This window comes from Streptomyces drozdowiczii, assembly GCF_026167665.1.
Lineage (GTDB): Bacteria > Actinomycetota > Actinomycetes > Streptomycetales > Streptomycetaceae > Streptomyces > Streptomyces drozdowiczii_A.
On the sequence record NZ_CP098740.1, the window covers coordinates 4,450,436 to 4,477,101 of the forward strand.

Consider the following 26,666-nt stretch of genomic DNA (forward strand, 5'->3'; position numbering starts at 1 on the left):
TACCTCATTCATGTGGTGCGTGGTTCCTTCCGGTCGGGGACGGTCGCGGTCGGTCGGGGACGGTCGCGCTCCGCGGTCACCTCGGTCACCCCGTCAGGAGCCGGTACGCCGCGCCGCAGGTGCCCGCCGCCGCGAGGAGGACGAGCGCGACGAATCCGGCGGCGTACGCCGTGTAGAGGCGTCGGGCCCGGCGGGGGTACGCGGCGGCGGCGTCCGGGTCGCTGCGGCGCAGGGCCAGGTAGGCGCGGGTCTCCGGGGCGAGCCGTGCGGTGCCGAGCAGGTGGCCGAGCATGCGGTAGCCGTCGAGCGGGGGCAGCGGGACGAGGTTGCTGAGCCCCTGGACGGCGCCGAGCAGCAGGAGCCCGGCGAGCAGAGCCCTGGTGGGGTCGCCGGGGGGCAGCAGGGACCACCAGAGGGCGAAGGGCAGCAGCAGCACCATGTTGAGGTGGGCGCCCGCCCCGGCGATGACGAGCCGGGCGCGCAGGGCGGGGAGGAAGAGGTAGTTGTCGACGGTGCAGTAGAGCATCGCCACCGGGAACCGCCAGCGCAGTCCGATCTCGGTGACCGTGCCGCCGTAGTGCTGGGCGGCGATGCCGTGGGCCAGTTCGTGCAGGGTGATGCTGAACCACAGGAACAGGGCGGCACCCGCCAGGGCGGCCGGCTCCCGTATCAACTCGCCCGTGCCGTCCAGGAGTTCGCCAGTGTGCAGGACGAGGGCCACGACAGTGACCAGGACGGCCGCCAGCAAAGGGAGTTGGATCGCCGGGTGGAGCAGCGGGCGCAGGACGCGGTGGAGCCGGGCGGTGGTCCGGTCGGCGTCGGCGACCAGCCGCCGGGTGCCGTGCCACCGGCCGCCGGTACGGGCCGGGGGAGGGGCGGCGGGCGGCGGCTCGGGGGCGCCCGCGAGCAGGCTCCGGGTGCCGAGGAGGCCGAGGAGCCGGTTCCAGTGCTCCTCGGCGAGTCGGCGGCCGAAGCGTTCGGCGTAGGCGGGCGCGAGGTCGTCCAGGGTGCGGGTCCCGTCGAGCCGGGAGATGAGGAAGTGCTCCTTGGGCCCGACCTCGAACGCGGCGCCGCTCACGGGGTGCTTGAGCAGGTGCACCGTGCGGGGGCCGCGCAGCAGGGGCGGGCTGATGAGGACGCCGGGCCCGAGCGCGGGCCGGTACGCGCGAGCGGCGGCGCGGGCGCGATCGGTGGCCGGGTTCATGAGCCCGCCGCCCTGTCCGTACCGGCGGTGGCACGCACCGGACCCGCGTCGCCCGTCGGCTCGCGCAGGACCTGGCCGAGGACGAAGGAGAGGTACGCCTCGTCGCGGATCGTCACATGCAGCCGGTTGTTGGTCATGTGCATGTACGGGGAGAGCAGCCGGGGCAGGACGGCCGGGACATGGGTGAGCGGTTCCAGGGGGGCCGCGTCGGCCGGCTCGGTGCGTTCCTGGCCGGTGTCCTCGCGGGCGGGTCCGTCCCAGACCGGGAAGAGGAGTTCGCCCCGGGTGGCGAGGTCGGTGACCCGGTCCCGCAGCTCCAGGCAGTGGGCCGCCCAGCCGCGCAGGAAGGAAGGCAGCCGGTCGAGCTCCCCGGCCGCGACGGCGGCGCGGATCGCGGCGAAGCGGCTGCCCAGGGCGGGCGCCATCTGCGTGTAGTTGCGCTCGTACTCCTCCGATCCGATGAAGCCGGTGCCGGGGAAGGCGCGGTGCCAGAACGCGTAGTAGCCGTCCAGGTAGTCGGCGAGCCGGTCCTTCTCCGGCAGGAAGCAGCTCGCCATCACCATCATCAGCTGCGCGGAGGTGCCGAGGAGCACCGTCCGCAGGTGGAGGTTCATGGTGCGGAAGGCGTCGATGACCAGGTCGCTGGAGTGCCGGAAGTGCCACTCGGCCAGCTCGACCCCGGCCGGGCCGCCGTACTTGGCGTACTCGGGGCGTACGGCTCCAGGCTGAAGGAGTTGTTCGGCCGCAGGTTCATCCGGCCGTCCTCGCCCATGTACCGGGCGCGGTCCTCGCCGGGGAACTCGATGTCGAACAGCTCGTTGTAGAAGTCCTTGAGGAACCCGGAGTCGACCTCGTAGAGGGCGGGCCGGGTACGGAGGAAGCCGGTGAGGGCCGCTTCGGCGCGGCGCCGCACCTCGGGGGCGGCTGCGGGGCTCGCGGGGCGCAGCCGGAGCCGGACGTGCGGTCCCTCCAGCCAGTACGTGATGAAGAAGTGGCCGGCCAGCAGCCCTTCGGCGGTCAGCTCGGCGACCAGCGGGCGGACGCAGTCGACCAGCATCGGCCGGGGGCTGGCCGCGTAGAAGACGTGCAGCGCGATCCAGTCCCCCGTTCCGTGGCGGCGGGGCGGGCGGGGCTGGGCGAGATCAGTTCCGGCATGTCGGGCCGTCCTCGGTACGCGGGCGGGAGGTGAAGGTCTCCACGGCCAGTTCGGCGACGTGGTGGCCCTGTTCGGAGAGCACGTGCGGGGCGTCCTCGGACGGGAGCATCTCCCGCAGGACGACGGCGTCGCCCGGACCGCGCTCCAGCAGAGCGTCGAACGCGGTCAGGGACAGCGGGCTGTCGAAGTCCACGTACAGCGGTTTGGCGCCCAGGGCGCGCCGCCCCTCGCGCAGGACCGTCGCGAAGACCTGGGCGGGCAGCCCGTGGGCGCGCCGCCAGCGCCGCCAGCCGAGGAACCACCCCGCTTCGTCGGTGCCGGGTGTCCGGGCGGGCAGCACCCGGGCGTCGGCCGTCCAGCTGCGGCGGCTGACGACGACCCCGTCGTGGACCACGCGCGGTCTGCGGGTGACCCCGTCGCGGGCGGGGGCCTCGGGGACGCCGCCCCAGACGTCGGTGGGGGTCATGGTGCTCGGGGCGAGCAGGAGCAGGGTGCGGGGGATCTCCGGCAGGGCGACGGGGACGAGGTAGCCGAGGTAGACCGGGACGACCTCGCACCCGAGCCGCCGGGACCGCAGGACGAGCCGGTCGGTGGCCTCGTCGTGCTGGAGGTACAGGTCCTCCAGGTGGATGCGGGCGTCCTCGGGCACGGTGGAGGTCTCGCCCGGGCACACGATCTGGTGGCTCGTCAGCCGCCCGTGCAGGTTGAGGTTGGTGGTGATCGGCCCCCCGGTCAGCTCGGCGAGGACGGCGCCCTCCGGGGCGCGGGTGCGGAGTTCGGCGCGCAGCCGCTCCGAGAGGCCGGGGCCCACGTCGGGGGCGGTCGCGGCGTCGGGGTCGTAGACGTGCGTGAACCGGCTGAAGGGGAAGGCGAGTCCGCCGTACGAGCGGTTGAGGACGACCAGCGGCCGCCCGTCCGGGCCGGGCCCGGCGACCTGGATGTGGTGGCTCTGCGGGCTGAAGTCCTGGGTGATCGGGGCGAGTTCACCGGCCACATCGGTGAGGAGGGCGGCGGGGAGCCGGATCTCGTCCGCCGTGCCGTGCTCCGCCCACTGCTCGCGCATCCCGGCGACGAAGCGCCGCCGGGCCGAGTCCAGGGTGCGCAGGGCGCTCTGGCCGAGCCAGTTCTCCTCGGGGACGTACTCCCCATCGGCGTCGAAGGCGGAACGCTTGGAAGTGAACGAGATGTACTGGTCGAAGAGGTCCTCGTGGAAGTCGTGCACCAGGCCGAGCAGGTCGTCGCAGCGCCCGCCGCTTCCGTGCCGGGCCAGGAAGAAGCCGCGCAGGGTGATGCGCTGGGGCAGGGTGATGTCGTACATCGGGAGGATGCCCTCGACCCGCCGCAGCGCCCGGCCCGTGGCGCCGGCCAGCGGCCCGGGACCGCCGCGCAGGTCCTCGCCCGCGCTGACGTCCTCGTACACCAGGGTCTGCGGCAGCGCGGCGTCCTCGGCGCCCAGCTCCCGCTGTACGTCGAGGAGTTGTGCGCGCAGGGTGCGGAGCAGGGCGCGGCGTTCGGTGAGCGGGGCGGCCGGGTACGCGGCCAGGCAGGCGGCCGGTCCGTCGAGCGAGGCCGCGACCGCGTCCGCCCAGGGGGCCCCGAGACCGCGCAGCGCCTGCTGGAAGGAGCGCAGCGGGTCGGGGCTGTGCACATCGGTGCGCAGGCCCGGCACCTGGACCATGCCGAGCTGGAGCAGGGCGGCCGCGTAGCGCTCGGCCTCGTCAGGTCCGGCGCCGCGCTCGGTGCGCAGCATGTCCACGAGGTCCCGGTGGCGCGGCCCCTCGTGGGTGGAGAAGAAGGTGAGCAGCCGGTCCAGGGTGCCGCTGCCGCGGAGGTAGAACAGCCGGTCGCGTACGGCGTCGAAGGTGACGGCCGCGCTGTCGTCACCGGTGGTCACCCACTGGCGGACGTAGCGGATGCGGTCCTCGTCGCGTCCCCAGCCCGGGGCGAGGACGACCGGGAGGTCCTGGCGGCGTACGGGGTCGGCGAGGATCAGGTCGGCCAGCCGGCCGAGGACGACGACGTTGAGCCGGACATGGCTGGTCCACTCCTCGTCGACGCGCAGGGCGGGCGCGGCGGAATCCGGGGCGGAATCCGGGGCGCCCGGCTCGAAGGTGCCGGTGGCGACGGCGGTCAGGGTGCTGAAGGGGCTCGTCTTGCACGCGGTGCGGTAGAGGTAGGTGAGCGCCGAACGCTCGATCTTGCGCATCCGCTTGCCCGGCTCGGCGCTCGTGTCCTCCAGGTAGCCGCCGAGCCTGCCGTCCAGCGTGGGCGAGGCCAGCAGCAGCCCGAGCCGGAACCGGTCCCCGGCCAGCGCCTCGCGCAGCGCCCGGCGCGCGTCCCGCATCTCCCCGGCCAGCAACTCCGGCCCCCGGCCCAGGAGATCGGCGTACCGGGTGCGGAGGGCCAGCCAGTCGGCGAGCCGTGCGCCCGCCGGTCCGGCCAGCCCGGTCACCAGGCGCTCGGCGGCGCGGGGATCGGCGGGCAGGCGGTTGTTGAAGACCGCGCGGCGAAGGTTGAGGAGCAGGCGGCGGGCGTCGTCGCCGGCCGCGTCGGCGGCGCCGAGCAGCCCGTGCAGCAGCTCGCTGAGCGCGGCGCCCTCGGCGGTCAGCCGCTCCTCCAGTTCCAGGACCTCGTCCGCCCAGTCACCGGTGCCGGGGCAGCGCAGGCCCCGGACGGTCTCCAGGGGCAGGCCGGCCGCACGGAGCAGGAAGCGGTGCCCGGGTTCCCACACATCGGGCGGACGGGGGGTGGTGTCGGACGTCAGGAGTGTCATCGCAGGGTTCCCGTCAGGCGATCTCGTGCCGGAAGTCGGCGGGCCGGGGCCGCTCGTTGCCGAGCGGCATGATCAGCAGGGGTGCCTCGTCGCCGTCGCCCAGGCCGAGCTTCTCGACGAACGAGACGTTGTCGAAGCCCAGGGCGACGCCCGCGCCGAGCCCGAGCGCGGCGGCGGCCACGTAGAACGTCTGGGCCACGGCGCCCGCGGTCCCGGCCGCCAGGCGGTATCCGCGGTCCCCCACCGCGTCCAGCACGGCGGTGGTGCGGACGGTCGGCACGAGGACGGCGCCCGCCTGCTCCAGGTTGTAGTTGGCGAGGAAGTAGGTGCCCTGGAGGAAGGCCCCCTGCGGCCCCGCGTCGACCAGCCGCAGCTCCCCCGCCTCGGGGTCGTACACGTACGCGCCCGGCTCGACGGACTCGACGTGGTTGACGAAGGCGTACATCCGGGTCTGGCGGACCGCGCCGTCCGGGTCCGCTTCGCTGGGCAGCGACGTCCCGGCGCAGGCCGCGAGGACGGCGGAGAGCTGGGCGGGTGTGACGGGGCGCGCCGCGTCGAAGCGGCCGAAGCTGCTGCGCCGGGTGCGCAGGGCGCGCCGCACGGGCACCTCGGGGAAGACCGGGGCGGGGAGGGCGGTCCGGGTCCCGCCCGGCGGGACGGGCAGCGCCGCCGCGGCGGCCAGCGCGCCGGGGGCGGGGCGGTCCGTCGCGTCCCGGGTGGTCGCGGCGTGCATGGCGAGGAGGGTGGGGAACGTCCGCACGGTGCGGGACCGTTCGGCGTCCCGGTGCCGTACGGACGGGTCGGGTCCGCCGGGGGCCGCCGCGGGGGCCGGGGCCGGGGTGTCCCAGCGGAGCGGGACGACGGCGAAGACGCCCTCCTCCTCTCCCTCGGTGCCGAGCAGACCGTTCAGCCGGGGCTCGTCGAACCACAGGACGGGCGAGGTGACCAGGCCCCGGGCCCCCGCCCAGATCCGCCAGGTCTGCACGAGGGTGCCCAGGTCGGTGGAGACGACGTGGTACGAGAAGCTGTTGTACTTGAACGCGTTCTGCCAGTACTTCACTCCGAGGATCAGGTACTGGTCCGTCTCCCGGGCCTCCTCGGGCGCGCCGGGCCCCAGCGCCTCGCGGACGCGGGCCGAGACGTCGCCGGTCAGCACCCGCTGCACGGCGTGCCGCTGGACGTCGTAGTAGTGGATGCCGGGGGTCAGCGGCCCGGAGGGGCCGGACGCCCAGTAGATGCTGACCGGGTAGAGGCCGCCGCCGCCGGCGGTGCCCCGGGACCAGTTGGCGTGGGTGTGCAGCGGCAGCCCGGACAGATCGCTGTTGGCCTGGACGCCGAGGCGGCGGCCGGTCAGCCCGTAGGAGTCCTTGAGCATCGTGGACAGCAGCGGAAGGGTGAAGCCGGCCGGGCCGCCCGCCCCCGCGCCGCCGTCCGGGGCGGGCAGCAGACCGCGTGCGGCGGGGGCGTCCGGGAGGCCGTCGCCGTCCGGAAGGGCGTACGGCTCCACGCCCGGGTAGAACTTCCCCCGGCGCGGGGCGTCGGGCCAGTCCGGGACGAAGTCGGTGGGCTCCATCGGGACGCGACCGCGATGCAGGACGGCGTCGGCGTACTCATGGGCGTACCCCATGGGGCGGCCCCCTCTCGCATGGGCTCGGATGGGCGGTGTGGCTGACGTACGGTCATGGGAACGGGTGCGGCGCGGGGTTGAGGGCGACGGGGCCGAGCACGGCGCGCAGTCGGGGCATGTGCCGGGCGCGCTGGCGGGACCAGCCGAAGTCGATGGGGAGCAGCCCCGGCACCAGGACCTTCACGGTGTGCAGCCCGAGCGCGCGCTGCTCGGGCAGGGTCTGGTCGACGACGACCACGTCGTGGCCGGCGGCGGTGACGGCGCCGACCGCGCGCAGCAGGTCCGCGCGGAGGTCGGGGGCGGCCTGGTCGCCCCAGCCGTCCGGCCAGGCGAGGTCGGCGACGGAGAGCGGGGGCGGGGTTCGGGCTGCCGCAGCAGGAAGTCGGCGTGCCGGCCCATCTCGGGGATCCCGTACGACAGCGGGTGGTCGTGGAGGGTGGTGAACCGGTCGAAGTCGGCGGCCATGGCGCGCAGCCGTTCCTCGTCGCGCAGGGTCCGGCCGACGAGGTTGACCGCGTCGGTGGCGATCTCGCGGAGCGCGGAGTCCAGGGCGGATTCCGGGTCGAGTCCGGCGCCCGCGCCGAAGCACATCCGGCCGGTGGAGCCGTCGAAGCGTTCGGCGCAGGCGGTGACCACGGGGACGGGGAAGCCGATCCGGGTGTCGAAGAAGCGGGCCCGGTAGCCGTACATCGCCAGCCGGTCCACCATGTGCCGGGTGGCGGGCCTGGCGCTGGTCGCCGGGTTGATCTCGCGCAGCGGCACCTGGCCGTACCAGGCGAGCAGGAAGGCGTCCCGTTCGATGACCTCCATCAGCCCGAAGTAGACGGCTTCCTCCGTACTGCCCCCGGACGCGCAGCCGTTGGAGCTCTCCTGCACGAACCGGCCCTCCAGACCCGGCGCGTGGTAGTAGGCAAGGACCTCGGGGACCGGCCGGGGGCGGTCGTCGCGCAGCGACCAGCCCCACACCCAGGGGATCTTCCGGTCCGGCGCGAAGGGGCGCACCCAGGGGTTCTCGGCGTAGAACTCCTCGGCGTACAGGCCGGTTTCGCGCGGGTCGACGGCGTCGGGGCCCAGCTCGTCCAGGGAGGCGGTGAGCCGGGTGGTCCGGGCGCGGGCCCGCATCCCGGCGTAACGCTCCAGCGCCTCCAGGACCCCGATGCTCCGGCTGTGCGCGTACGTGTCCGCGTGGCCGCCCCAGAACGTCTCCCGGAGGTAGTCCCCGGACCGGGTCGAGAAGCAGCCGACGGTGGCGGAGGTGGTGGTCGAGGCGACATCGCAGGTCACCGAGGAACCGAGCGCGCCCCAGTGCGGGTTGACGAAGGCGTCCTCCGGCAGCCGGTAGTCCTCCACCCGCCGCACCCGGAAGACACCCGGCCGGTACGGGGGAGCGGGCCGCAGGGTGAGCGCCGCCGCCTCGGCGGTGTCGGCGCGGGGCGTGGCGCAGCCGGGGCACTCCGGATCGGGGACCAGGGGGTGACTGCGTACGGTCATGGCGTCCAGGTCCAGCAGATGGACCCGGGGGTACGGGCCCGGCGCGGGCTCCGCTCCGGCGAGCCCCGCCACCAGGGCGGCGACGGCGGTGACGGCGAAGGGCGTGCCGTACGGCCAGTCACCGGCCGCCCGGGTGCCGTTGCCCAGTTCGAGGCCCTCGCGCAGGGCCACCGAGCGCACGCCCTGCCAGCGGCGGGCGAGACAGGTGCCGCAGCCGGCGCGCCCGTCCCGGGCGGGCCACGGGCCGATCAGCACCTGCCGGCCGTAGAGGTGGACCGGCACGGCGGCGCTGTCGGCCGGGGCGTCCTCGACCGGGGCGCCGGTCCGCGCGTACGCGTCCCGGACGCCGAGCCGCGCGACCGACACGGCCGGGGCGGCGCCGCCCTCGCCGAGCGCGTCCCGCAGCGCCGCGGCGAACCGGTCGACGGCCTCGGGGAGTTCGGTGGGCAGAGGGCGTTCGGCGGTCTCAGCCGGCATCGGTGGCCGCCCGGGTGAGCAGGACACGCACGGTGTGGATGCCGGCCGTGGGCAGGTCGGCGGCGTGCGTGGGCACGACGAGGGCGTCCCGCCCGGCGGCGGCGAGGCGTTCGAGGATGCGGGCCCATCCGGTGCCGTCCTCCCCGGCCGGGGCGTCCGGGGCGGCGGGCTGATCGGAGGTGACCGGGACGAGCGCCGCGTCCAGGTCGCGCAGCAGCGGGTCACCGGTGTCCAGGGCGCCGGGGCCTTCCGACCGGGCCCGCTCGTCGGCCGTCGGGGCCTGTCCTTCGGCCGCCTGGGCCTCGCCGAGCAGGTCCCGCAGGGCGTCCACGGCCGCCGTCGCGAGGTCCGTAGCCGCGCCGACGGCCCAGAGGGCGGGGCCGGGGGTGCCGGTCGTGCGGGCGAGGACGACGGACGCCCCGGAGAACGCCCGCTCGCCGAGGTCCAGCAGCTCGACGGTGAGGCCGAGATGGGCGGCCGACCGCAACAGGAACACCGGTTCGGGGTCCTCGCCGAGCACCTGGGGCGTGATGACGGAGACCGCACCGGCCCCCGGACGGCCCGGCGCAGCGCGTCGTGGGCGAGCGCCGACAGCAGCCCGGCCCCGGCGGCCTCGGGCAGGTCCGCACCGGCTCCGGCACCGGCCCGGGTGGGTTCGAAGCGGCGGTCCGCGTTGTCCGCGCCGAAGGGGCGCACCGCCCCGGCGGGCACCCGGACCACCTCCTTGGTGAGCAGCGAGACGGCCGCCGTCCACCGGGTGGCCGTCCCGGTGCCGCCGGTGCCGGACGCGACGGTGAGGCTGTCCGGGGCCACGGCGGGCAGTTCCGCCGTGGCGCCGCCGGGTGCCGGGGTGGGCACCACGTACTCGGCGTAGAGCGTGGCGGCGGTGTTCAGCGCCCGCAGCCGGGCCCCGGCGGTGTGGTGGACGTCGAAGGCGGTGACCGTCCTGCGGCCCCGGGCACCGAGGCCCCCCAGGACGACCGAGCCCACCTTCAACGGGGTCTGGGTCAGCTTCTCGTCGGCGTAGGCGGTGAAGACCCCGGCGTGCGGGTGGACGAGGGCGGAGCGGCGTTCGAGTGCGGCGAGCGGGCCCTGGGCGGCGTCGTCGTCGGCGGCGGTGGCCGCCGTCGGGAGGAACGCCGGGCGGGTCGGCGCCGACACCAGGTCGACCGGCTCGGGCAGGGCGGCGGGCGGCGCGCAGAACGGGCACGCGGGATGCGGCAGCAGCGGCTCCGACGCCACGTCGAAGGAGGCCATGTCCTGGAGGAGGAGCCGGTCGCGGGTCTCGGCCCGCAGCGCGCCGGTGACCAGGCGGAACACCTCGTAGCCGAGCAGGTTGCCCAGCATCGCCGCGAGCGGCCCCACGGGCTGCGCCCCCGGGGTGCCGGTGCCGAGGGCGAGCCCGCTCCAGAGACCGGCGGCCGCGGTGTCGCCCGGACCACCGGCCGCGCCCAGCCGCAGGGCCGCGCAGGCCCAGCAGGACGTCGCCCCCGGGGTCATGACCGGTCCGACGACGGCCCGCCCCTGGAACGTCCAGGCCGGGAGCAGCGTCCGCCCCTCGGGCACCCCTTCCCTGAGCAGCGCCAGTACGGTGGCCGGCACCTGGGGGCCCGCTGCGGCGACGACGACGTCGTACCCGTCGTAGGCCGCCCAGCCGGGCCCCTGCGGGAGTACGGACAGCTCGACGGGGCAGTCCTCCTCCGCCGGTTGGGCCGCCTCCCGCCGGACCTCCGCGGCCTCCTCTGCGCTGGTGCCTCCGGAGCCGTCGAGGAGGGCGGCGTCGACGCCGATGGCGGCGCAGCCGTTGCGGATGAGCGACAGCACGCACCAGCGGGCCACGGGGCCGTCGCCGAGCACGGCGACCCGGGTGGCGCGGTAGCGGGCGAACCGGGCGTCGGCGTCGTCCGCGTAGTGGTCGATGTAGGCGATCTGCTGGGCGAAGCGTTCGGCGGCGGCCGGGTCCGTCCGGGGGGCCGCCGACTCGTCCGGTGCCGGTACGGGCCGGGCGAAGCCGCGCGCGTAGAGGGCCTTCACGAGTTCGCCGACCATGGCCTTCTGCCGGTCGCCGAAGCCCTGGCAGATCTCCTCGACCGATCTGCTGCCGTCCAGATGGGGCACCAGAAGGGTGGCGAACCGGTAGCCGGAAGCGGCGGTGAGCCGGAACCCTCCGTCGGCGTTGTGGAAGATCACGCCGTCGGGCGTCTCGGTGAACAGGACGTCACGGCGGACTCGCGGCCGGGTCCCGGCGGTCTCTGTGTACGGCGTTGCTGCCATGCGTGCGTCACACCTCTTGTTCTGGGGCGGGGACGGCGGGCCCGGGGCGGGCCGCGCTGTCGGGCTGGGGGCGGGTGGGGATGTACGGAGTGGTGATACGGGGCGTCGGATGCGGGGCGGTGACGCCGCGTCACCGCAGGGCGGTGGGCCGGGTACTGCCCGCCTGGGGTGCCTCCCCGCGCCGTGGCGGGCGCGGGAGTTCCCGGGCGCGCCCGGGAACGGAGGCCGCGACGGAGGAGGCGGTCGCGCGCCGGGCGTGGGCGCGCAGCAGGTCGTGCATCCGGAACGCGCCCGGGTGCTCCTCCTCCAGGAGGCCCGCGTCGAGAAGGCGTTCCAGCACGTCCTCGGCCGTCTCCCACGGGACGTCGAGGACGGTGGCGGCCAGCTCCGCGGTGAGCGGGCCGCGTGCCGCCGCCCCGAGCCGGAGATGCGCCTCGGCCAGCACCGGAGGGAGCCGCCCCACCGCCTCGTCCAGGGTCAGCGGTACGGACATCCGGGGGTCGTCGGCCAGGCTGAGGCGGGCCGGCAGGCCGTGGCGGAGCCAGCGCGCGCAGTCGGCCGGCTCGAGGAGGGGCCGGGTGAGCAGCCGGGCGGCGGCGATCCGCAGGGCGAGCGGATGGTGCCCGCACACCTCGGTCAGCAGCCGCGCCCCGGCCGGCTCGGCGGCGACGCGTTCCCGGCCCAGGACGGCCGTGAGCAGGTCGTACGACTCCTCGGGGGCGAGCGCGCCGAGCCGGTGCACGGTGCCGCCGTGCGTGGCGACGAGGGCGGCGAGCCCCATCCGGCTGGTGACGATCGCGGCGCCGCCCGCGTTGGCGGTGAGCAGGGGGCGTACCTGGTCGGGGTGGACGGCGTCGTCGAGGATCAGGAGCGTACGGCCCCGCCCGGTGGCGGCCCCGGCGGGCAGTGCGTCGCGCAGCTCGGCGGCGGCCTCCTCGGTGGCGCGCGGGGTGCCGTCGGGCAAGGTCAGCGGCAGCAGGACGCACCCGCCCGGGAAATGCCCGCTCACCAGATGCGCCACATGCAGGGCGAGCGCGGTCTTGCCGATGCCGGGCGCCCCGGAGAGCACGGCCACCGGGGCACGCTCGGGGGCCTCGGCGGACGTCAGCAGCGGGACGAGTTCCGCCACCTGGCTCCGGCGCCCGGTGAAGCCGGGCACCGCGGGGAGGGGGGCCACCGCCGTACCGCCCTCGCCCGGGCCCTTCGGCGGGAGTGCGTGCGGCGGGGGCGCTGCCGGGGGCGGTGCGGGGGTCACGAGTGAGACGGGGGCCTGCCCGGTGTCCGGGGTGCCCAGGTCGTCTCCGCGCAGGATCGCCAGCTCCAGGCGCTGGAGTCCGGGCCGGGGGTCGACGCCGAGTTCCTCGCGCAGGTACGCCTTGATCCTCCGGTACTCCGACAGCGCCTCCGTCTGCCGCCCGGTCCGGTAGAGGGCCAGCATCAGCTGCTCGGAGAACCGCTCGTGAGCCGGGTATACGCGCGTAACCTCCCAGAGATCAACGAGAGTTTCGCGGCAACGGCCGTTCCTCAGCTCGATGTCGCAGACCCGCTCCAGGACGCGCAGGCGTTCCTCCGCCAGCCGGGGCACCTCGTCCCGGTGCAGCAGCCCGGAGGGCACGTTGGCGAGCAACGGCCCCTGCCAGAGGGCGAGTGCGGCCCGCAGCGTGTACAGCTCGGAGTCGTCACCGGCCGCCGCCGCCCGGCCGACGAGCTGCCGGAAGTGGAGCAGGTCGAGGGTCTCGGCGTCGGCGTGGATGCGATAGCCGCCGGCGACCGCCACGACGGCCTGGTCCTCGATGCCGTACTTGGCGAAGATCCGGCGCAGCCGCAGGACGCAGCTCTGGAGCGCCGCCTTGGCCGTGGCGGGCTGTTCCTCGCCCCAGACGGCCTCCTGCAGGTGGTCGGTGGAGACGACCCGCCCGGGCCGGATGAGCAGGGCGGCCAGCAGCGCGGTCGGCTTGGAGGGCGGAAGGACCACATGGTCCCGCCCATCGGTGATGCTCAGGGGCCCGAGCAGTTGGAACAGCACCGTCGTCCGCCTTCCCCGTACACTCTCGGCGGCCCGCCACCGGACCGCTGCCTCGTCGTGCCCGTACCGGAACCGGGGACTACTGCCAGCCGAAGTCGTACGCCGGGTTCCCCGGAGGCTCGGGCAGGGCGGGGGACGGGGAAGCCGGACAGGGGAACCGGTGGAGACGCGTCATGCGGAAGCCTTTCGAACCAGTGGTGGGGAGCGTTCGACAGCCGTGAGTTTTGTACGCGGGTGAGGCGACGGTGAAGGCGAGACCGGTGGACCGATGAGGCCATGGCCCCTTCCGTCCAACATGTGGATACCCGGGCCGCATCGGGCCTCCGGGAGACGGTCCGCCACCGTTCACACGCCTGTGGCGTGGCCTTTTAGCGCCGCGCAACCGGAGTGCTGAAGAGTAGATTTCGCTGCCTCGAGGTAATAACTACGGCAAGAGACAGTGCTCCTAGTGTGGAGGGACGATGCTCGACCCTTTGGGCCTGGATGCCACGGCGGAGATCGTCTACCGGTCGCTGCTCGCCCAGCCGTACGCGTCCCTCGCCGAGCACCGCTCCGAACTGGGCCTGACCGAGGACGAGTTCTACGTCGCCGTGCAGGAGTTACGCGACCTGTCCCTGGTGCGGCCGGCCTCGAGCGCCGGTGGGCAGCGGCTGCATGTGGTCGACCCCAGGCTGGGCCTGGAGATGCTGCTGTCCCGCCGCCGCGCTCTGCTCGCCGCCGAACGGCAGCGGCTGGCGGACGGGGAGGCGGCCGTGGCCGAACTCCTCTGCGCCCTCCCCGCTCCCCACCCCGGCGTCGGTGAGCCGCCGGTGATGCACCTGGAGGGCGTGGACCACGTACGGGACTACCTGGTGCGGCTCCACGAGGAGGTGAAGGAGGAGATCCTGACCTTCGCGGCGGGCGGTGCGCAGACGGAGGAGAACATGCACGCCTCCCGCCCCCTCAACGAGGAGCTCCTGGAGCGCGGGGTGCGGATGCGCACGGTCTATCTCGACAGCATCCACAACCACCCGCCCACGGTGGCCCATGTGACCTGGCTGGCCTCGCTGGGCGCCGGCATCCGCACCGCCCCCTCGCTCAGCACCCGCATGATCATCACCGATCACCGCCTGGCCCTGGTCGCCCTGGACGACCAGGACTCCTCGCTCGGCGCACTCGTGGTGTCGGGCCCGGGCCTCATCGCCGCGCTGGAGGCCCTGTTCGAGAACGTCTGGGCCGACGCCGAACCCCTCGGCCCGTGCGAGAAGCCCGCCGACCACTCACTGACCCGCCAACAGCACGAAACCCTGCGCCTGCTGGCCCGCGGCTACACGGACGAGGCCATAGCCAAGCGCCTCGGGGTCTCCCCCCGCACCGCCCGCCGCATCGCCACCGGCCTCCTGGGCCACCTGGACGCCCGGAGCCGCTTCCAGGCCGGCGTCCACGCGGCCCAACTCGGCTACCTGCCGGCGGACGGACCCCGGCCTTGAGAGGCGCTGACCGCCCCCGCGCTCAGCCCCCGTACGGCCCCATGTTCTGGCTCCGCGCATGCCCGTCCGCCAACCCCTGCGCCTGCCCCTGCTGAGCCGCCCCACGCTCCAGCGCCCCACGCTCCAGCGCCCCACGCTCACCGGCCCCGCCGCGCATACGGAGCGCGACGAGGACGGCACCGAGCACCACGACGAGACCGACGACGACACCGATGACCAGACCCATGATTCCCCCGCTCCGCCGGAGGGGCCCCGGAACGGAATCCCTCGCTTGTTGTACCCATTGTCACTTGTGGGGCGCTCAGAGGAAAGGCGCATCCGCTCAGCACCGCCGGCGGGCGCCGCCCGATGCCGGGACGCGTCAGCGCAACGCCTCGTGGAAGAAACCTATCGACGGGTCCCCCGGCGTCCCGATCAGCAGCGCGCGGTCCAGCAGACCGTTGTTGTGCTCGCAGCTCGTCTCCGGCAGCAGGACACACGCGTGGCAGGCCGCCAGGTTGATGCCGCCCACGCCGCTTCCGGCCGACTCCACGCAGAGCGGGTCGGCCGAGCACCACTGGGCCCGGCGGAGGGCCGAGTACAGGGCGGACTCCAGGCGGTCGGGCTCTCCCTGCGCGACCAGACCGCCGAGGCTGCCGGCGGAGTCGCTGGTGGCCGTGCAGACGAGCAGGCCCGCCATCGAGTCGTCCGCGTACAACCGCTCCCTGAGCGAGGCGGCCGGGTAGCCGCCGTCGAGACTCCACTCGTTGATCAGGGCGTGCGCCAGCGTGTGCAGGAGCACCATGCGGGCGTCCGCCGGCGAGTCGGGGACATTCGCCGGGTCCTGCGCCCGGTCCCGGAGCATGCGCAGGTGGTTGGCCCGGATGCGGTCGGCCCGGGCGGCCACGGCGGAGCTGCGTGCCCAGTCCTGCAGGCGCTGTTCGTCCAGACGCAGGAAGACGCCCTCGCCCTGGACCTCCATGGCCGGGAGCCAGTCCATCGGAGCGAGCGACAGGGCCGCCTCGTGGACATCGGTGTGGGTCTCGGGCGTGTCGACGCGCGAGAAGGCCTTGAGCGCCCGGACTTCCCGCAGTCGCTTCACCAACATCGGTCCCGCCACCCCGTACGGGGTCAGGGTCGCGGCGGAGGAGCGCGGAGGCTCGCAGACGAACTGGTCCTCGTGGTCCGTCCCGTTCTCGGGGCGACCGGCGATCAGCCGCTCGTACTCCTGCTTGCGCAGGGCCACGTACGCACTGTCGGGGCCCTTGTCCTCCTCCTGGGAGGTGTCCTCGTGGTTCTCCGCCTCCAAGAGGGCCATGACCTTCTCGACGGAGAATTCGTGGTCCGTCTTCAGCGTCAGGGCCTTGAGGAATCCCGCCATCTCGTCGGGGTTGTCCCGCATCGTGCGCAGGTCGTCCCAGTGCTGCTCCAACTGTGCCGTGCGGCCGTCGCTCCACGGCGGGATCGACAGCGCCGTCCTCACGATGGGCTGCCAGGCGACGGACGAACCGCGCTGAAGCGTGCGGGGCTTCTCCGCGCAGTGTTCGGCGGGTGCGTTCCCCAGCCAGGGGCGTCGGCCGTTGCAGTACACCTTCAGGTCCGACAGGGCGGTGCGGCGGAACGCGCCCTCCATCGACACCTCGGGGATTCCGCAGGTGCAGGAGATCAGGATCGAGCGGAGTGACGCGGTCCTACCGCTGGTGCGCAGCCGGAGTTCGCCGCCGCACAGCCCCGCCTCGCCGCCCTGCCGGTTGTTGCGGTGCGCCCACTTCCAGTACGGGAAGTCCTCGATGTGTCCCTCGGGGCAGGCCATGACGAAGCGCGAGGGCACCAGCTCCTCGTGGCAGTCGCCGCACTCGTTCTTCCCCGGTGGCGAGTTGAAGCGACTTACGTGCTGAAGGGCGTTGCATCCGGGACACGAGTGCCACAAGGGGAAACGGCGGACGCGGACCCCGTCCTTGCTCGTGTCGTCGGAGGCAGGGGGGAGGCGGAACGACTTCACGCCGAGCACACGGGCCAAGCGGTGCTCGTAGATCGTCGGCGCGTCGGTCATGTTCCAGGAATCGATGCCGCTCACCATGAACGACTCGTTGTCCACGGCGACGATCGAGCCGACTCCGTAGGTGGTGATCATCTGCGCGCGACGGACCGAACCGCGTCGCGGATAGCTGCGCTCGGGTGCGCCGGCCCGGCGGCGACGGGCGGGGGCGGGGTCATCGGGATGCCTCCATGAACAGGGCGGATTCGGCGTCTACATCGCGCAGGCTCCACAGGGTGGGCCAGGCGTCCTCGTCCGCGCTGTCGAACGCGGTCAGCAACGACGGTGTCCGGTTGCCTCGTTGGGGTTCGTAGAGGAGGCCGCCATTTGCCTCGGCCGCGCCCTCCCAGTCGTCGACGAACTCGTCGAAGGCGTCGGCCGTCGCCCGGTACTCGTCCGGGGCGACGGACTGGACGCGCGCGAGGAGCGCGGTGCGGACAACCTCCTCCAGCTCCGCGCGGAACTCGCGGATGCGGCCGGCGCCGTCGTTGGGCGCAGCCGCCGGGATCAGGATGCGTGCCAGGGCGACGACCACCGCGTGCAGGCCCCGGTCGCGGGCGCGGGACGAGAACGGTGTCACGCTGGTCGACTCGACCTCCCGGTACAGCGCGGAGTGGAAGTGCTGGAAGCTCTCGTAGTGGGAACGGTCCCGGGAACGGGCGGAGTTGAGCATGACGGCGACCAGCCCCGGGTGCCGTCGACCGACCCGGCTGGTGGCCTGGATGTACTCCGCCGTGGTCTGCGGCTGCCCCATGACGGCCATCAGCCCCAGCCGGTCCACGTCGACCCCGACAGAGATCATGTTCGTGGCCAGCAGGACGTCCACGGTGTCCGGATGCGGCAGTCGCTGTTCCAACTGCTTGAGACGCTTCGGGATCTCGCTGGAGTTGGCCCGGCTCGTCAGCTCGGTCTGCTCCAGCACCTTGCGCCTCGGGCGGTCCTCGCGCGAGGCCAGGTATTCCAGGTAGGCGTCGACGTCGTCGTGGACCTGGAGTTCGGCCGCTGCCAGCAGCCGGAGGCTGTTGAAGTAGCCGACGAGCGTCCAGTACGCGTCGCGCACCCCGTCGTCGGCGTCGGCGAGCGCGGCCCGGTGGAGGAGGTTCGCGTAACTGCGGACGAGCAGCGTCGACTGGCTGGTGCTCGGCGTGAGGAGCCCGACGTACTGCCGGCTCGCCTTGCGCTCCTTCGGGGTCTCCACGGCGAACCAGGAGTCCCGGGCGTCGATCCCCGCCGGGGGGAACTGCGAGACCACCCGGTCGAACAGCATCTTCCCCTGGTCCGAGGCGCGCCGGATCGTAGCGGTGGAGGCGATGACCTTCGGGCTGTCGGCCAGGAGGTCGACCGCCGTCTCGTACAGGCCGGTGAGGGTGCCGAGGGGCCCCGAGATGAGGTGCAGCTCGTCCTGGACGATCAGCTCCGGAGGTGGGGTGCCGTCCGAGCGGTCCCGGTTGAACAGGGCGGCGGTCTGCGGCCGCCACGGCATCGCGGCGAACTTGTCGACGGTGGCGATCACCAGGGTGGGCCGGGCGTCGTAGACGGCCTCGTCCACCAGGTGCACCGGCAGACCGTCGCGGAAGTCGCACCAGTCGTCGGGGCAGCGGACGTGCATCCGCCGGGCCGCCTCGTCGACCTCGTACTGGTACGCGTCGAGCCGGGTGCCGCACCAGGGACAGGCGTGCAGTTGCACGGGGTTGCGCTCCTGGAGCTCCTTCTCCTTGCGCAGCTCGACCAGGCTCTTCTCGGCGTCCGAGAGCCGGTTGGGGGTGGCGGATTGGCCGACCCACATGCCGATGGAGATCGGTTCCGTGCCGAGTGTTGCCTCGTCACCGAGCCTGATCCGCTCCATGGCACAGATCAGGGCGGCAGCACGCTCGAACTGCTGGAGTGTCAGCAAGCGCAGGGTGTAGCGCATGAGGACGGTCACGCCGCCGCCCCGCTCCCGCAGGCGCAGGCGCCGCAGGAACGTGGTGAAGGCGATGAGTCCGAGATACGCCTCCGTCTTGCCACCACCGGTGGGGAACCACAGGAGGTCCGCCACCGCCCGGTCCTCGTGGTTCGGGTCGACCACCCCCTCCAGGCAGAGCAGCACGAACGAGATCTGGAACGGGCGCCACCGCCCGCGTGTCTCGTCGGGTGCTCCCTCGCGTCCGTTCCGCACCCACTCGCCCCGGGCGCGCTGGTGCGCCATGGCCCGGTTGGCGAGGCGGAACGCCCGCATCGCGTCGGTGTCCTCACCGAGCACCCGGATGCCCCGACGCATCCGCGCCAGGGCGGCCCGGCACTGCTCGATCTGCGCCCGCGCCGGCCCCTCGTAGGACGTCCCCCGGAAGGGAACCGTCCCCGCCTCCTGCCGGTCGATCCACTCCCCGTAGTCGGCCATCAGCCGGTTCAGCGCGGCGAGGACCTCGCTCTCCGGTCGGGTCGCCAGGCCGTGCATGGTGAGCGCCGAGTCGTCGATGTCCGGGTTCGAGTCGGTCAGCAGCACCTCGTGGGCCGGCATGAACTGCGTACGTACGGAGGTGATCGCGGCGCGTGTGTGGTTCGGGGCGCCGACGGCCGGCGGTGCCCAGTCCCACTCGGCCGCGCAGCCGTGGCCCATGGCGAAGGTGGGGGCGTGCCGGTGCAGCAGCCGGCTCGTCGCCACTTCCGGGTCTGCGGAGCGGCGGTCGGCGGGGCGCTCCACGAAGGCCGGCGCACCCGAGGGCGTCGTCACGGTGAGACGGGGCTGGTAGAGGCAGTACGCGTCCTGGAGCTCGCGCTCGCCCACCGTGTGAGTGTTGATCAACGTCACGGTGACGGTGACCGTCCCGGCGGCCGGCGGGCGGACGAAGACCCGAACGGCCATTCCCTCGCAGAGGGGCAGCTCGTGCAGCTTCGGCACGGTCACGTCGACGGTCAGCGGTTCCGGGTCCAGGGCCCGCCGGCGCCAGTGCTCCTTCTGGTCCGAGGTGCTGCGGGCCTCGGACCGCTTGGCGGAGGTCGTACGCCCCTGGGCGTCGATCGGCTCGTAGACCGCGGCCTCCGTGCGCACCACGATGCTCGACGCGACCGATGGGTCGACGGCGAAGGTGATCCCCATGGAGGACGGGCGACGGTCGCCGACGGCCGAGGTGCCGAGATCGGGGGCCGAGTCCTCGACGTCCCGGCGTCCCCGCACGAGGGGGGCGTCGTCCAGCCCCTCCGTCTCGGCCTCGTCGTCGTCCAGGGCCTCCTCGGCCTCCGCCGTGGACGGGCGAGGGAACAGCACGCCGATCGGGTAGGCCGTGATCGGCGGATCCTGGGTCAGGACCTCGTCGGGGGCCCCGGGCCCCATGAGGTCCCGGCGGAGCTGATCCACGAGCTCCTCGCGTACGGCGTAGTGCGCGGCGTGCGGGTTCGACGCGTTGCTCATCGGTCGCTCTCCTCGTGTGTGCGCGCGTCGGTCCACCGGTGACGGCCGAGTCCCGACAGTCGGGGAACCATCCAGATCCCGTGCTCGCCGAGACCCGCCCGGGCACCGGACGCGGTGCTGCCCGCCACGCTCTCCAGGCAGTCGACGCGGAAGCCCTCGATGCTCGTGGGCCAGCTGATGTCCCAGGTCTTGTTGATCTTGAGCGATGTGTACAGGTCCTGGCGGAATCTCTCCGAGACCACGGCGATCGGGCGATCCCGGTGGAACACCGTGTAGGGCGGGCTCTCGTCCGGGGCCAGGGGCATCGCATGCTGCGGGCGGAGCTCCAACGCGTCCCCCGGGGCGACGGACGAGGCCAAGTAGTCCTGGAGGGACCCGGCGTCGTGCTCGAAGCCCTCCGTGCCGGGCGGGTGCTCGCGGGAGACGTCCGCGCCCGCGGCCGAGATGCCGTAGCGCTGGTAGGGCTTCCAGCCGCCGACGTAGAGCCGACCGGTGCGCCGGTCCCTGCGGATCAGGGAGGTCTCCGGTGCGTCGAGACGGAACAGGTCGTCCCTGGGGCGCGTCATCGCGACATACAGGGCACGGGCCTCCGCCGCGGGGTCGATGTGGGTGTGCTGCTTGCGCAGCTCGGCCATGGACGTCGGTTCGACCACGATCACCCGGTCGAATTCGAGCCCCTTGGCCCGGTGAACGGTCGACACGACGAGGTCGGCCGGCTCGACGGCGGCCAAGTCGTCGGGGAATCTGCCCTGAGCCACGGACCGCCGGAGCGCGGCGATGTCCAGCAACCCCCGGGGCGCCCCGGCCACGCCGCGCAGCGACCGCCAGATCCTCGCGTGGTTCCCGACCGGGGCGACGGGGCCGGAGCCGAGCAGGTCCAGGAAGCGGTCCTCCGTCAGGGTGGTCGACCCGGTGCCGCGCAGGACCGCGGCCACCCAGGCCGGAACCGGTCGGTCCTGGAGGTCACGAAGGAGCCGATGGGGCACACCGTGTGCGAAGAGCGTCTCCGAGAGCACCAGAGCCTGCCGGTTGTCCCGGCAGAGAATCGCGGACGTGCCCCGGAAGTCCCTCAGGGAGTCGAGCGTGAACGCGTCGTCCACGGCCCCGAACGAGGGGCAGCCGCGCAGGAGGTCGGTCAGGCTCCGGTGGACGTCCTCGCCGGCTTCCTCCGCCGCCGAGGTCTCGGACGGCAGCCGCTGGAGCGTTCCGCCCAAGGGCAGGGCGACACCGGCCTCGGCAGTGCGCGCCCTGAAGTTGGCGGACAGATGGAGCTCCACCAGGTCGTCCGGGTAGGAGGCCCGCAACCAGTCGAAGAAGTAGTTCGTCTCCGCGGCCCGGGCGTCCTCGTCGGAGACCTGGAACCCGTAGATCGCCTGTGCTCCGTCACCGACCACGGTGAAACCGCAGTTGTCCTGGAGCCGGTCGAGAAGCGTCTCCACCATGTCCCGCCGGTCGCCGACCAGGTCCTGGACCTCGTCGATCACGACGTGGGCCGGGGCGCCCTGCGCGCTCTCCTCGACAGCGCCCCGCAGGATCGCCTCCGTGGCCTCGGTGACCCGCTCGTCGAAGCGCAGCACACTCCAGTCCCGGTCGGGCTGTTCGTCGCGCAGGACGGCGTACGCCCAGGAGTCGAAGGTCTGCACCCGGACCCGTCGGGCCTCTCGGGCGTGGAGCGCGATCCGCTCCCGCAGTTCCCGCACCGCCGCCCTGGAAAAGCTGAGCACCAGGATCTCGCGTGCTTCGAGCGCGTCCTCCTCGTCGCCCATGAGCGCGTCGAGCCGGCGGACGAGGGTGTGCGTCTTTCCGGAACCGGCGGCGGCGGTCACCAGGAGCCGGGTGTCCCAGGGCTGGTCGACAACGGCCTGTTGCTCGGTGGTGAGCGGCGGGCTGTCGAGGTAGGCGTCGGTCACTTGGCCCTCCACAGGTGTTCGAACTGGGTGAAGGCGAGGGCCTTGTCATAGTTCGTGATGTTGTCCCGGACGTTGAGGATCAGGCACTCCTCCTTGCCGCCGTTCCCGGGGCCCCGCAGGCCGCGTCCGATCATCTGCTGGTAGACGTTCGGGCTGTACGTCGGGCGACTGATGACGACCGCCCTGGTGGCCGGGGCGTCGAAGCCCTGGGTCAGAACGCCGTAGTTCGTCAGAACCCGTACCCGGCCGCGTTTGAAGGCGTCGATGCTGCGCCGACGCTCGCCCGTCGAAGTGGCCGAGTCGACCGAGGCGGCGGTGATGCCCAGGCCCTTCAGCTTCGCCGAGAGGAACTTGGCATGCGCGACGGACGTGGCGAAGACGAGTACGGGCCAGTCGGCCGGCATGGCGGCGATCTCTTCGAGGATGCGCTTGTTGCGGTCCTGGTCGTCGGCCAGGCGTTGCTCCGCCGCCTTCGACAGGAGACTCATCTGATCGGCGCGTGTCTTCTCGTCCTGCGTCAGCTCGATCGTGCCGCCGGTCAGCTCCCGATGCGTGACCCTCGCCAGCATGCCGAGTTCCTGCAGCTCCGCGTACGGGTCACCGGACAGGAAGACACCGTCGTCCAGCCGGTTGGCGCCGAACCGCTGGACGAGTCGCTGGGTCTCCGCGTCGTTCGTGTTGCGGAACGGGGTGGCGGTGAGACCGAGCAGGTGGCGCTTCGTCTCGTAGGCCGTCAGCCCGAGGTGCGTCAGGATCTCCGTGTACTGCGGCGAGATGGCGACATGGGCCTCGTCGACGATGACCAGGGAGGCGTCACGCAGCCAGGCGTAGGTATCGGTGTGCAGGCAGTTGCGCAGCTTGGCGTCCGTGGCGACGACCAGGTGCGGGCGGTCCGCGACGGGCCCGGTCTCGTTGGTCGTCCACAGCCTGCTGATCGTGAGGGGCTTGTCGGCTCCCACCTTCGACCAGACGAAGCTCCAGCTCTGCACGGCCTGCTCGCACAGCTCCTCCGTCTGGGCGATCCACAGAATGGGCCCGCTCAACTCGCCCGACTGCTTGACCCAGCGGATGACGGCCTCGGCCGCGACCCGGGTCTTGCCCGCACCGGTGGGCAGCGAGAGCATGCCGCGCTGCGGGGTGAAGCGATCGAGCATCGCGAACACCTTGGTCGCCAGCCGCTCCTGGTAGTCGTGCAGGCGTGGGAACTCAGTGGGGCCCGCCACCTCGACCCGGGGCGGCAGCGACGGTGTGCGCGCACCGGCGAAGGAGTCGGGGAAGCCGAACTCGGCGACGAACTTCACGGCCGCGGACGACCCGGTGAAGCCGGAGGGGGCATGGCTCGGGTAGGCGGCTTGCAGATCGCGGGCATGCATCTGCAGCACACCGTCGCCATGGGCGTTGTACGCCAGGCGCGCGATGCGACGCGGGGACGGTTCGCCGCCGTCCGACTCGGGCGGCTCGCTCTCCAACAGGCCCGGGGGAGACCGGCGCGGAGCGCGGTCGCGCCGATGAGCAGCTCCAGCTTCTCCTCTACGCTCTCCGCCTCGCGGACACGCCGCAACGCCGCCTGGAGTTCTTGGTCCGCCTCCTGCCGTTCCTGTGCGGCGAGAACGGCCCGGCAGCCCGGTTCCTTCAACCCCCAGCGCAGTTCGCGGTCGGCCGCGACCAGTGTGGCGAGGCGGTCGAGGGAGGCCGCCACCATGACGGTCGTGCCCTGCACCGCGCTGTCGAGCGGGGTGGTGGTGGAGCCCTGGGGCGTACGCAGAACCTCTTCCAGCTCCGAACAGCGCAGCACCTGCTGGTCGTTCACCGCCGAGCCGAGCCGCTGGCGAAGCGTGGGGAACTCCTCCTTCAGGAGGACGGGCTCACCGGCGGGAACGTGCCGGATCTCTTTGCTGATGACGTCGGTGTAGCGCAGCATCCCCCATGTATCCACCAACAGGTCCGCGTCCTCCGGACCACCGGCCAACAGGGCCGGGATCTGCTCGGCGCGCAGAGCGCGGTACTCGCCCTCGGTCGCTGCGACGGCGATCTCGTTGTCCTCGCGGGTACCCCACTCGGCGCCCACCCGGCAGCGGGTGAGCTGATCCGGGAAGTCCACTTGCAGCCGGGTCAGCATCACGTAGGTGCGTCCGACGAAGACGTCGTCGTCGCTGGCGAGAAGCTGTTCGAGGAGGCGGTTCCACTGCTTGGTCGGGACCTCGTCGATCACGACGGGGAGGTGCAGCTTGCGCGCCTTCTCCGCACTGATGTCGGCGACAGGCAGCACATCCGCGTACGCCCGCAGCTGAGGGCCGACCGCGTCGGAGAGCGGCACGATGCCCTGGGACGTGGACACGCGCCCGTACCGACGCAGCATCCAGCGCAGCGGCGAGTAGATCACCTTGCGGGTCGACGCCTGGACGCCGACCTGAAGGGTCCAGGTGTCGACGACGCTGTCGTCGGGCAGCGCCCTGACGAAGGCCGCACGGCCCTCGGTCGAAAGCACCTCCAAGAGGTGGAGAGGACCGCCCACGGGGGAGCCCTCAAACTTGATCCGAGCGAGGGACGGGCGGGACGCGCCGGCGCTCAAGGTCTTGCAGTAGCTGTCGTACATCGCGGCCCGATACTCCTCGAACCACGACTCGGTGGACGGCCTGTGCCCGTGCGTGGGCCTGTCCCGCATGCCGAACTCACGCAGGACGAGCAGGTCGTCCGAGTGGAAGGACGGGTCCACGGCGACCGACGCGTCCCGGCTGCCGTCACCCGGCACGACCGGGCCCGGCAGCAGGCAGTTCCGCATCCGGTGGAATCGTCCGTCGACGGTGCGCACGAAGAGGGTTCCCGACGGATCGGGCACCCGGGCGGTGACCTCGCCGCTGACCCGACTGCCGCCCGCACTGTGGAACAGCTCCCAGAAGCGGGTCCAGTCCTGGGGCCCGTAGTTCTCGATGCCCTGTTCCAGCACACCGATGAACCGCCCCCGGGGTCCGCCTCGCGGATGCCGATCTCCGTGAGGTCGCCGATGAGGGACTCGTCCTCCGACAGCCGTGGGTCGACGTACGTCGTTCCGTCGCGGAGGCCGTCCTGCACCGTGCGGCGGAAGACCTTGCCCACGACCGGGGCCACCAGCCCGCTCTCCTCGGTCAGCACGATGCGTGCCGTCCGGGCCTCGGCCGCGAAGGGGGAGCCGTCGCGCATCATGGCGGCGAGGATGCGGATCGCGACGGCGGACGCCTCGACCGTCTCCTCCGTCACAAGCGCTTCCAGCCACTCGCGCACGGTGGCGCGGCGCTGCTTCGCCTCCTCCAGGATGTGTCCGACCTTGCCCGCCCGGAATTCGGCGGCCTCGACGGAGGGGTGGATCCAGTTCGACGGCCGCCCGGGGCACTCGCTCCACATCCGGAGCCATTCCTGCTCGAGCGGCACCTTGTTGTGCGGAGCGGGGTGTACGCGGATGTCACGGGGGACGCGCAGCACACCGTCCTGGTCGGGAAGGGACGGGCATTCCGCCGCCAGCTTCCAGATCTGTTCCGTCAGGTACTTGTCCGCCCAGTTCAAGGTCTCCGACTCCTTGCTCCGGCCGGGGAGCAGCGGGAGGTAGGCGGCCGGGTCCTGGGCGGGGGCCAAATGCGGCAGAGAATCCACGACGAGTCGGGCGGCGACGCGAATGATCTCCTGGTTGAACGGACTGGAATCCAGGAGATTCTGTCGGTCCTCGTTCGTCTTCCAGGCCCCGTTGAGCGCCCCCCGCAGAGTCATCGGGTATTTCGTCGGGAAGAAGGACCAGAATTCGCCCCGGCCCCGAGGGGTGCTGAGCACGGTGTCGCCCGTGTACTCGGGGACGGCCCACGCGATGTCGATGGTGCCCCGGTCGTGCATCTCGCCGGCGCTCGCGCGCGCGGCCTCGGACGGCCGGTGGGCGTACGAGAACACCTTCCACGCCGAGGTGGACCGCGGCCGGCCCGTGCGCGTCTCGTGGATGGTGTGCAGAAAGCCGTCGTGGTCGACCGTGATCTCACGGCGGACCGGCGGCATGGACCGGGTGTCCTCCAGGATCACGGTCCCGACGTGGTGGGAGAACAGCTGGAACCTGGCCGGGAACTCGCGGTTCTCCCGGCTCTTGTTCCCGGTGTCGTAGATGTCGTGGCCGAGGCGCTCGGCGGCTCCGGGCAGCAGCGGGAGACGTACCACCGTGGTGGCCCAGTCCAGCAGGGCGTTCAGGACGGGGTCCGCCAGCCGCTCCTTCTCGGCGTCCAGCGGTCGTGCCATGCGCAGCACGGGCGCCTCGAAGTCCTCTTCCGGAGACGAGCCCCGAGCCTTCCTTATCTCCTCGTACGACCATGCCCGGTCGAATCCGAATGCCCCGGAAGTGCTGAAGAACTGGGGCGTGTCCGTGACGGCCAGGATCGATTTCACACCGACGCCGAAGCGGCCGATCTGGCCACCGCGTTTCCTCGAAACGCTCATGCGGAGAATGGTCTCGGCGCCCTCGGGCGTGACGGCTGTGCCCTCGTTCGCGCAGTAGAGGTGCGTCCCGGTCAGGACGACGTGCACCTTCCCGCCCGGTGCCGCGGCGATCTCGTCCGCCGCGTTCTGTACGAGTTCGAACAACTGGCGGTCGCCGTAACCGCCCTGGGTGATCCTCCGCTCGCCGTTGGCATGCTCCAGAATCAGCCCGGGGTCCACGCGATACGTCTCCAGGACGCGCGCCGACTGTTCGAGAATCTTCCTGATGACGGGCGAGGCTCCCGAAGTACCCGTCACGTCGCTGTCGTTCAAAGTGGTCCCGTTTCGTGGCCGTGGGATGGACGTGGGGGGAGCGGAGGCCGGCCGCTGCGGGGGCGCGGCCGGCCGACGAACTCAACGATA

At 72.9% G+C, this 26,666-nt stretch carries 9 protein-coding genes and 4 pseudogenes; 1 reads left to right on the forward strand and 12 read right to left on the reverse strand.

Annotated features, from left to right (window positions below; all coding sequences use genetic code 11):
- Positions 1–85 precede the first annotated feature (85 nt).
- From NEH16_RS20305 to NEH16_RS20335, 7 genes and pseudogenes are all read right to left on the reverse strand, one after another.
- The gene (locus tag NEH16_RS20305; RefSeq protein ID WP_265544225.1) at positions 86–1,204 is read right to left on the reverse strand and encodes a M50 family metallopeptidase; all 1,119 of its coding nucleotides are present in this window, start codon (positions 1,202–1,204) and stop codon (positions 86–88) included.
- Positions 1,201–2,300: pseudogene (locus NEH16_RS20310) on the reverse strand (lantibiotic dehydratase C-terminal domain-containing protein). The gene NEH16_RS20305 and the pseudogene NEH16_RS20310 overlap by 4 nt, the downstream one beginning before the upstream one ends.
- Positions 2,301–2,346: 46 nt before the next feature.
- Positions 2,347–5,133 (reverse strand): lantibiotic dehydratase, encoded by a 2,787-nt coding sequence (locus NEH16_RS20315; protein ID WP_265544226.1) that lies wholly within the window; start codon positions 5,131–5,133, stop codon positions 2,347–2,349.
- Positions 5,134–5,146: 13 nt separating this feature from the next.
- The gene (locus tag NEH16_RS20320) at positions 5,147–6,760 is read right to left on the reverse strand and encodes a nitroreductase family protein (protein ID WP_265544227.1); all 1,614 of its coding nucleotides are present in this window, start codon (positions 6,758–6,760) and stop codon (positions 5,147–5,149) included.
- Between the two features lie 52 nt (positions 6,761–6,812).
- Positions 6,813–8,728, reverse strand: a pseudogene (locus NEH16_RS20325) (TOMM precursor leader peptide-binding protein).
- A 1,092-nt stretch (positions 8,729–9,820) separates the two neighbouring features.
- A pseudogene (locus NEH16_RS33720) lies at positions 9,821–11,002 on the reverse strand (TOMM precursor leader peptide-binding protein); the annotation flags it as partial.
- Positions 11,003–11,132: 130 nt separating this feature from the next.
- A complete protein-coding gene (locus NEH16_RS20335; protein WP_265544228.1) occupies positions 11,133–13,028 on the reverse strand; it encodes an AfsR/SARP family transcriptional regulator in 1,896 nt (631 codons plus the stop codon).
- Positions 13,029–13,489: 461 nt separating this feature from the next.
- Here NEH16_RS20335 and NEH16_RS20340 point away from each other — a divergent pair, with 461 nt between their 5' ends.
- Positions 13,490–14,497 carry a helix-turn-helix domain-containing protein gene (locus NEH16_RS20340; protein WP_073965034.1) on the forward strand — a complete coding sequence of 336 codons (1,008 nt, stop codon included), beginning with the start codon at positions 13,490–13,492 and terminating at the stop codon, positions 14,495–14,497.
- A 22-nt stretch (positions 14,498–14,519) separates the two neighbouring features.
- Here NEH16_RS20340 and NEH16_RS20345 read toward each other — a convergent pair whose 3' ends face one another.
- From NEH16_RS20345 to NEH16_RS20365, 5 genes and pseudogenes are all read right to left on the reverse strand, one after another.
- A complete protein-coding gene (locus tag NEH16_RS20345) occupies positions 14,520–14,723 on the reverse strand; it encodes a hypothetical protein (RefSeq protein ID WP_265544229.1) in 204 nt (67 codons plus the stop codon).
- A gap of 135 nt (positions 14,724–14,858) precedes the next feature.
- Entirely contained in the window at positions 14,859–16,610 is a 1,752-nt protein-coding gene (drmB, locus tag NEH16_RS20350) for a DUF1998 domain-containing protein (RefSeq protein WP_265544230.1), read from the reverse strand.
- Positions 16,611–16,689: 79 nt separating this feature from the next.
- Positions 16,690–19,905: a helicase-related protein gene (locus tag NEH16_RS20355; RefSeq protein WP_265544231.1), complete on the reverse strand. Its 3,216-nt coding sequence runs from the start codon at positions 19,903–19,905 to the stop codon at positions 16,690–16,692.
- Positions 19,902–21,815, reverse strand: a complete 1,914-nt coding sequence (locus tag NEH16_RS20360; protein WP_265544232.1) for a UvrD-helicase domain-containing protein — start codon at positions 21,813–21,815, stop codon at positions 19,902–19,904. The genes NEH16_RS20355 and NEH16_RS20360 overlap by 4 nt, the downstream gene beginning before the upstream one ends.
- Positions 21,812–26,576: pseudogene (locus NEH16_RS20365) on the reverse strand (DEAD/DEAH box helicase). The gene NEH16_RS20360 and the pseudogene NEH16_RS20365 overlap by 4 nt, the downstream one beginning before the upstream one ends.
- Positions 26,577–26,666: the final 90 nt, after the last annotated feature.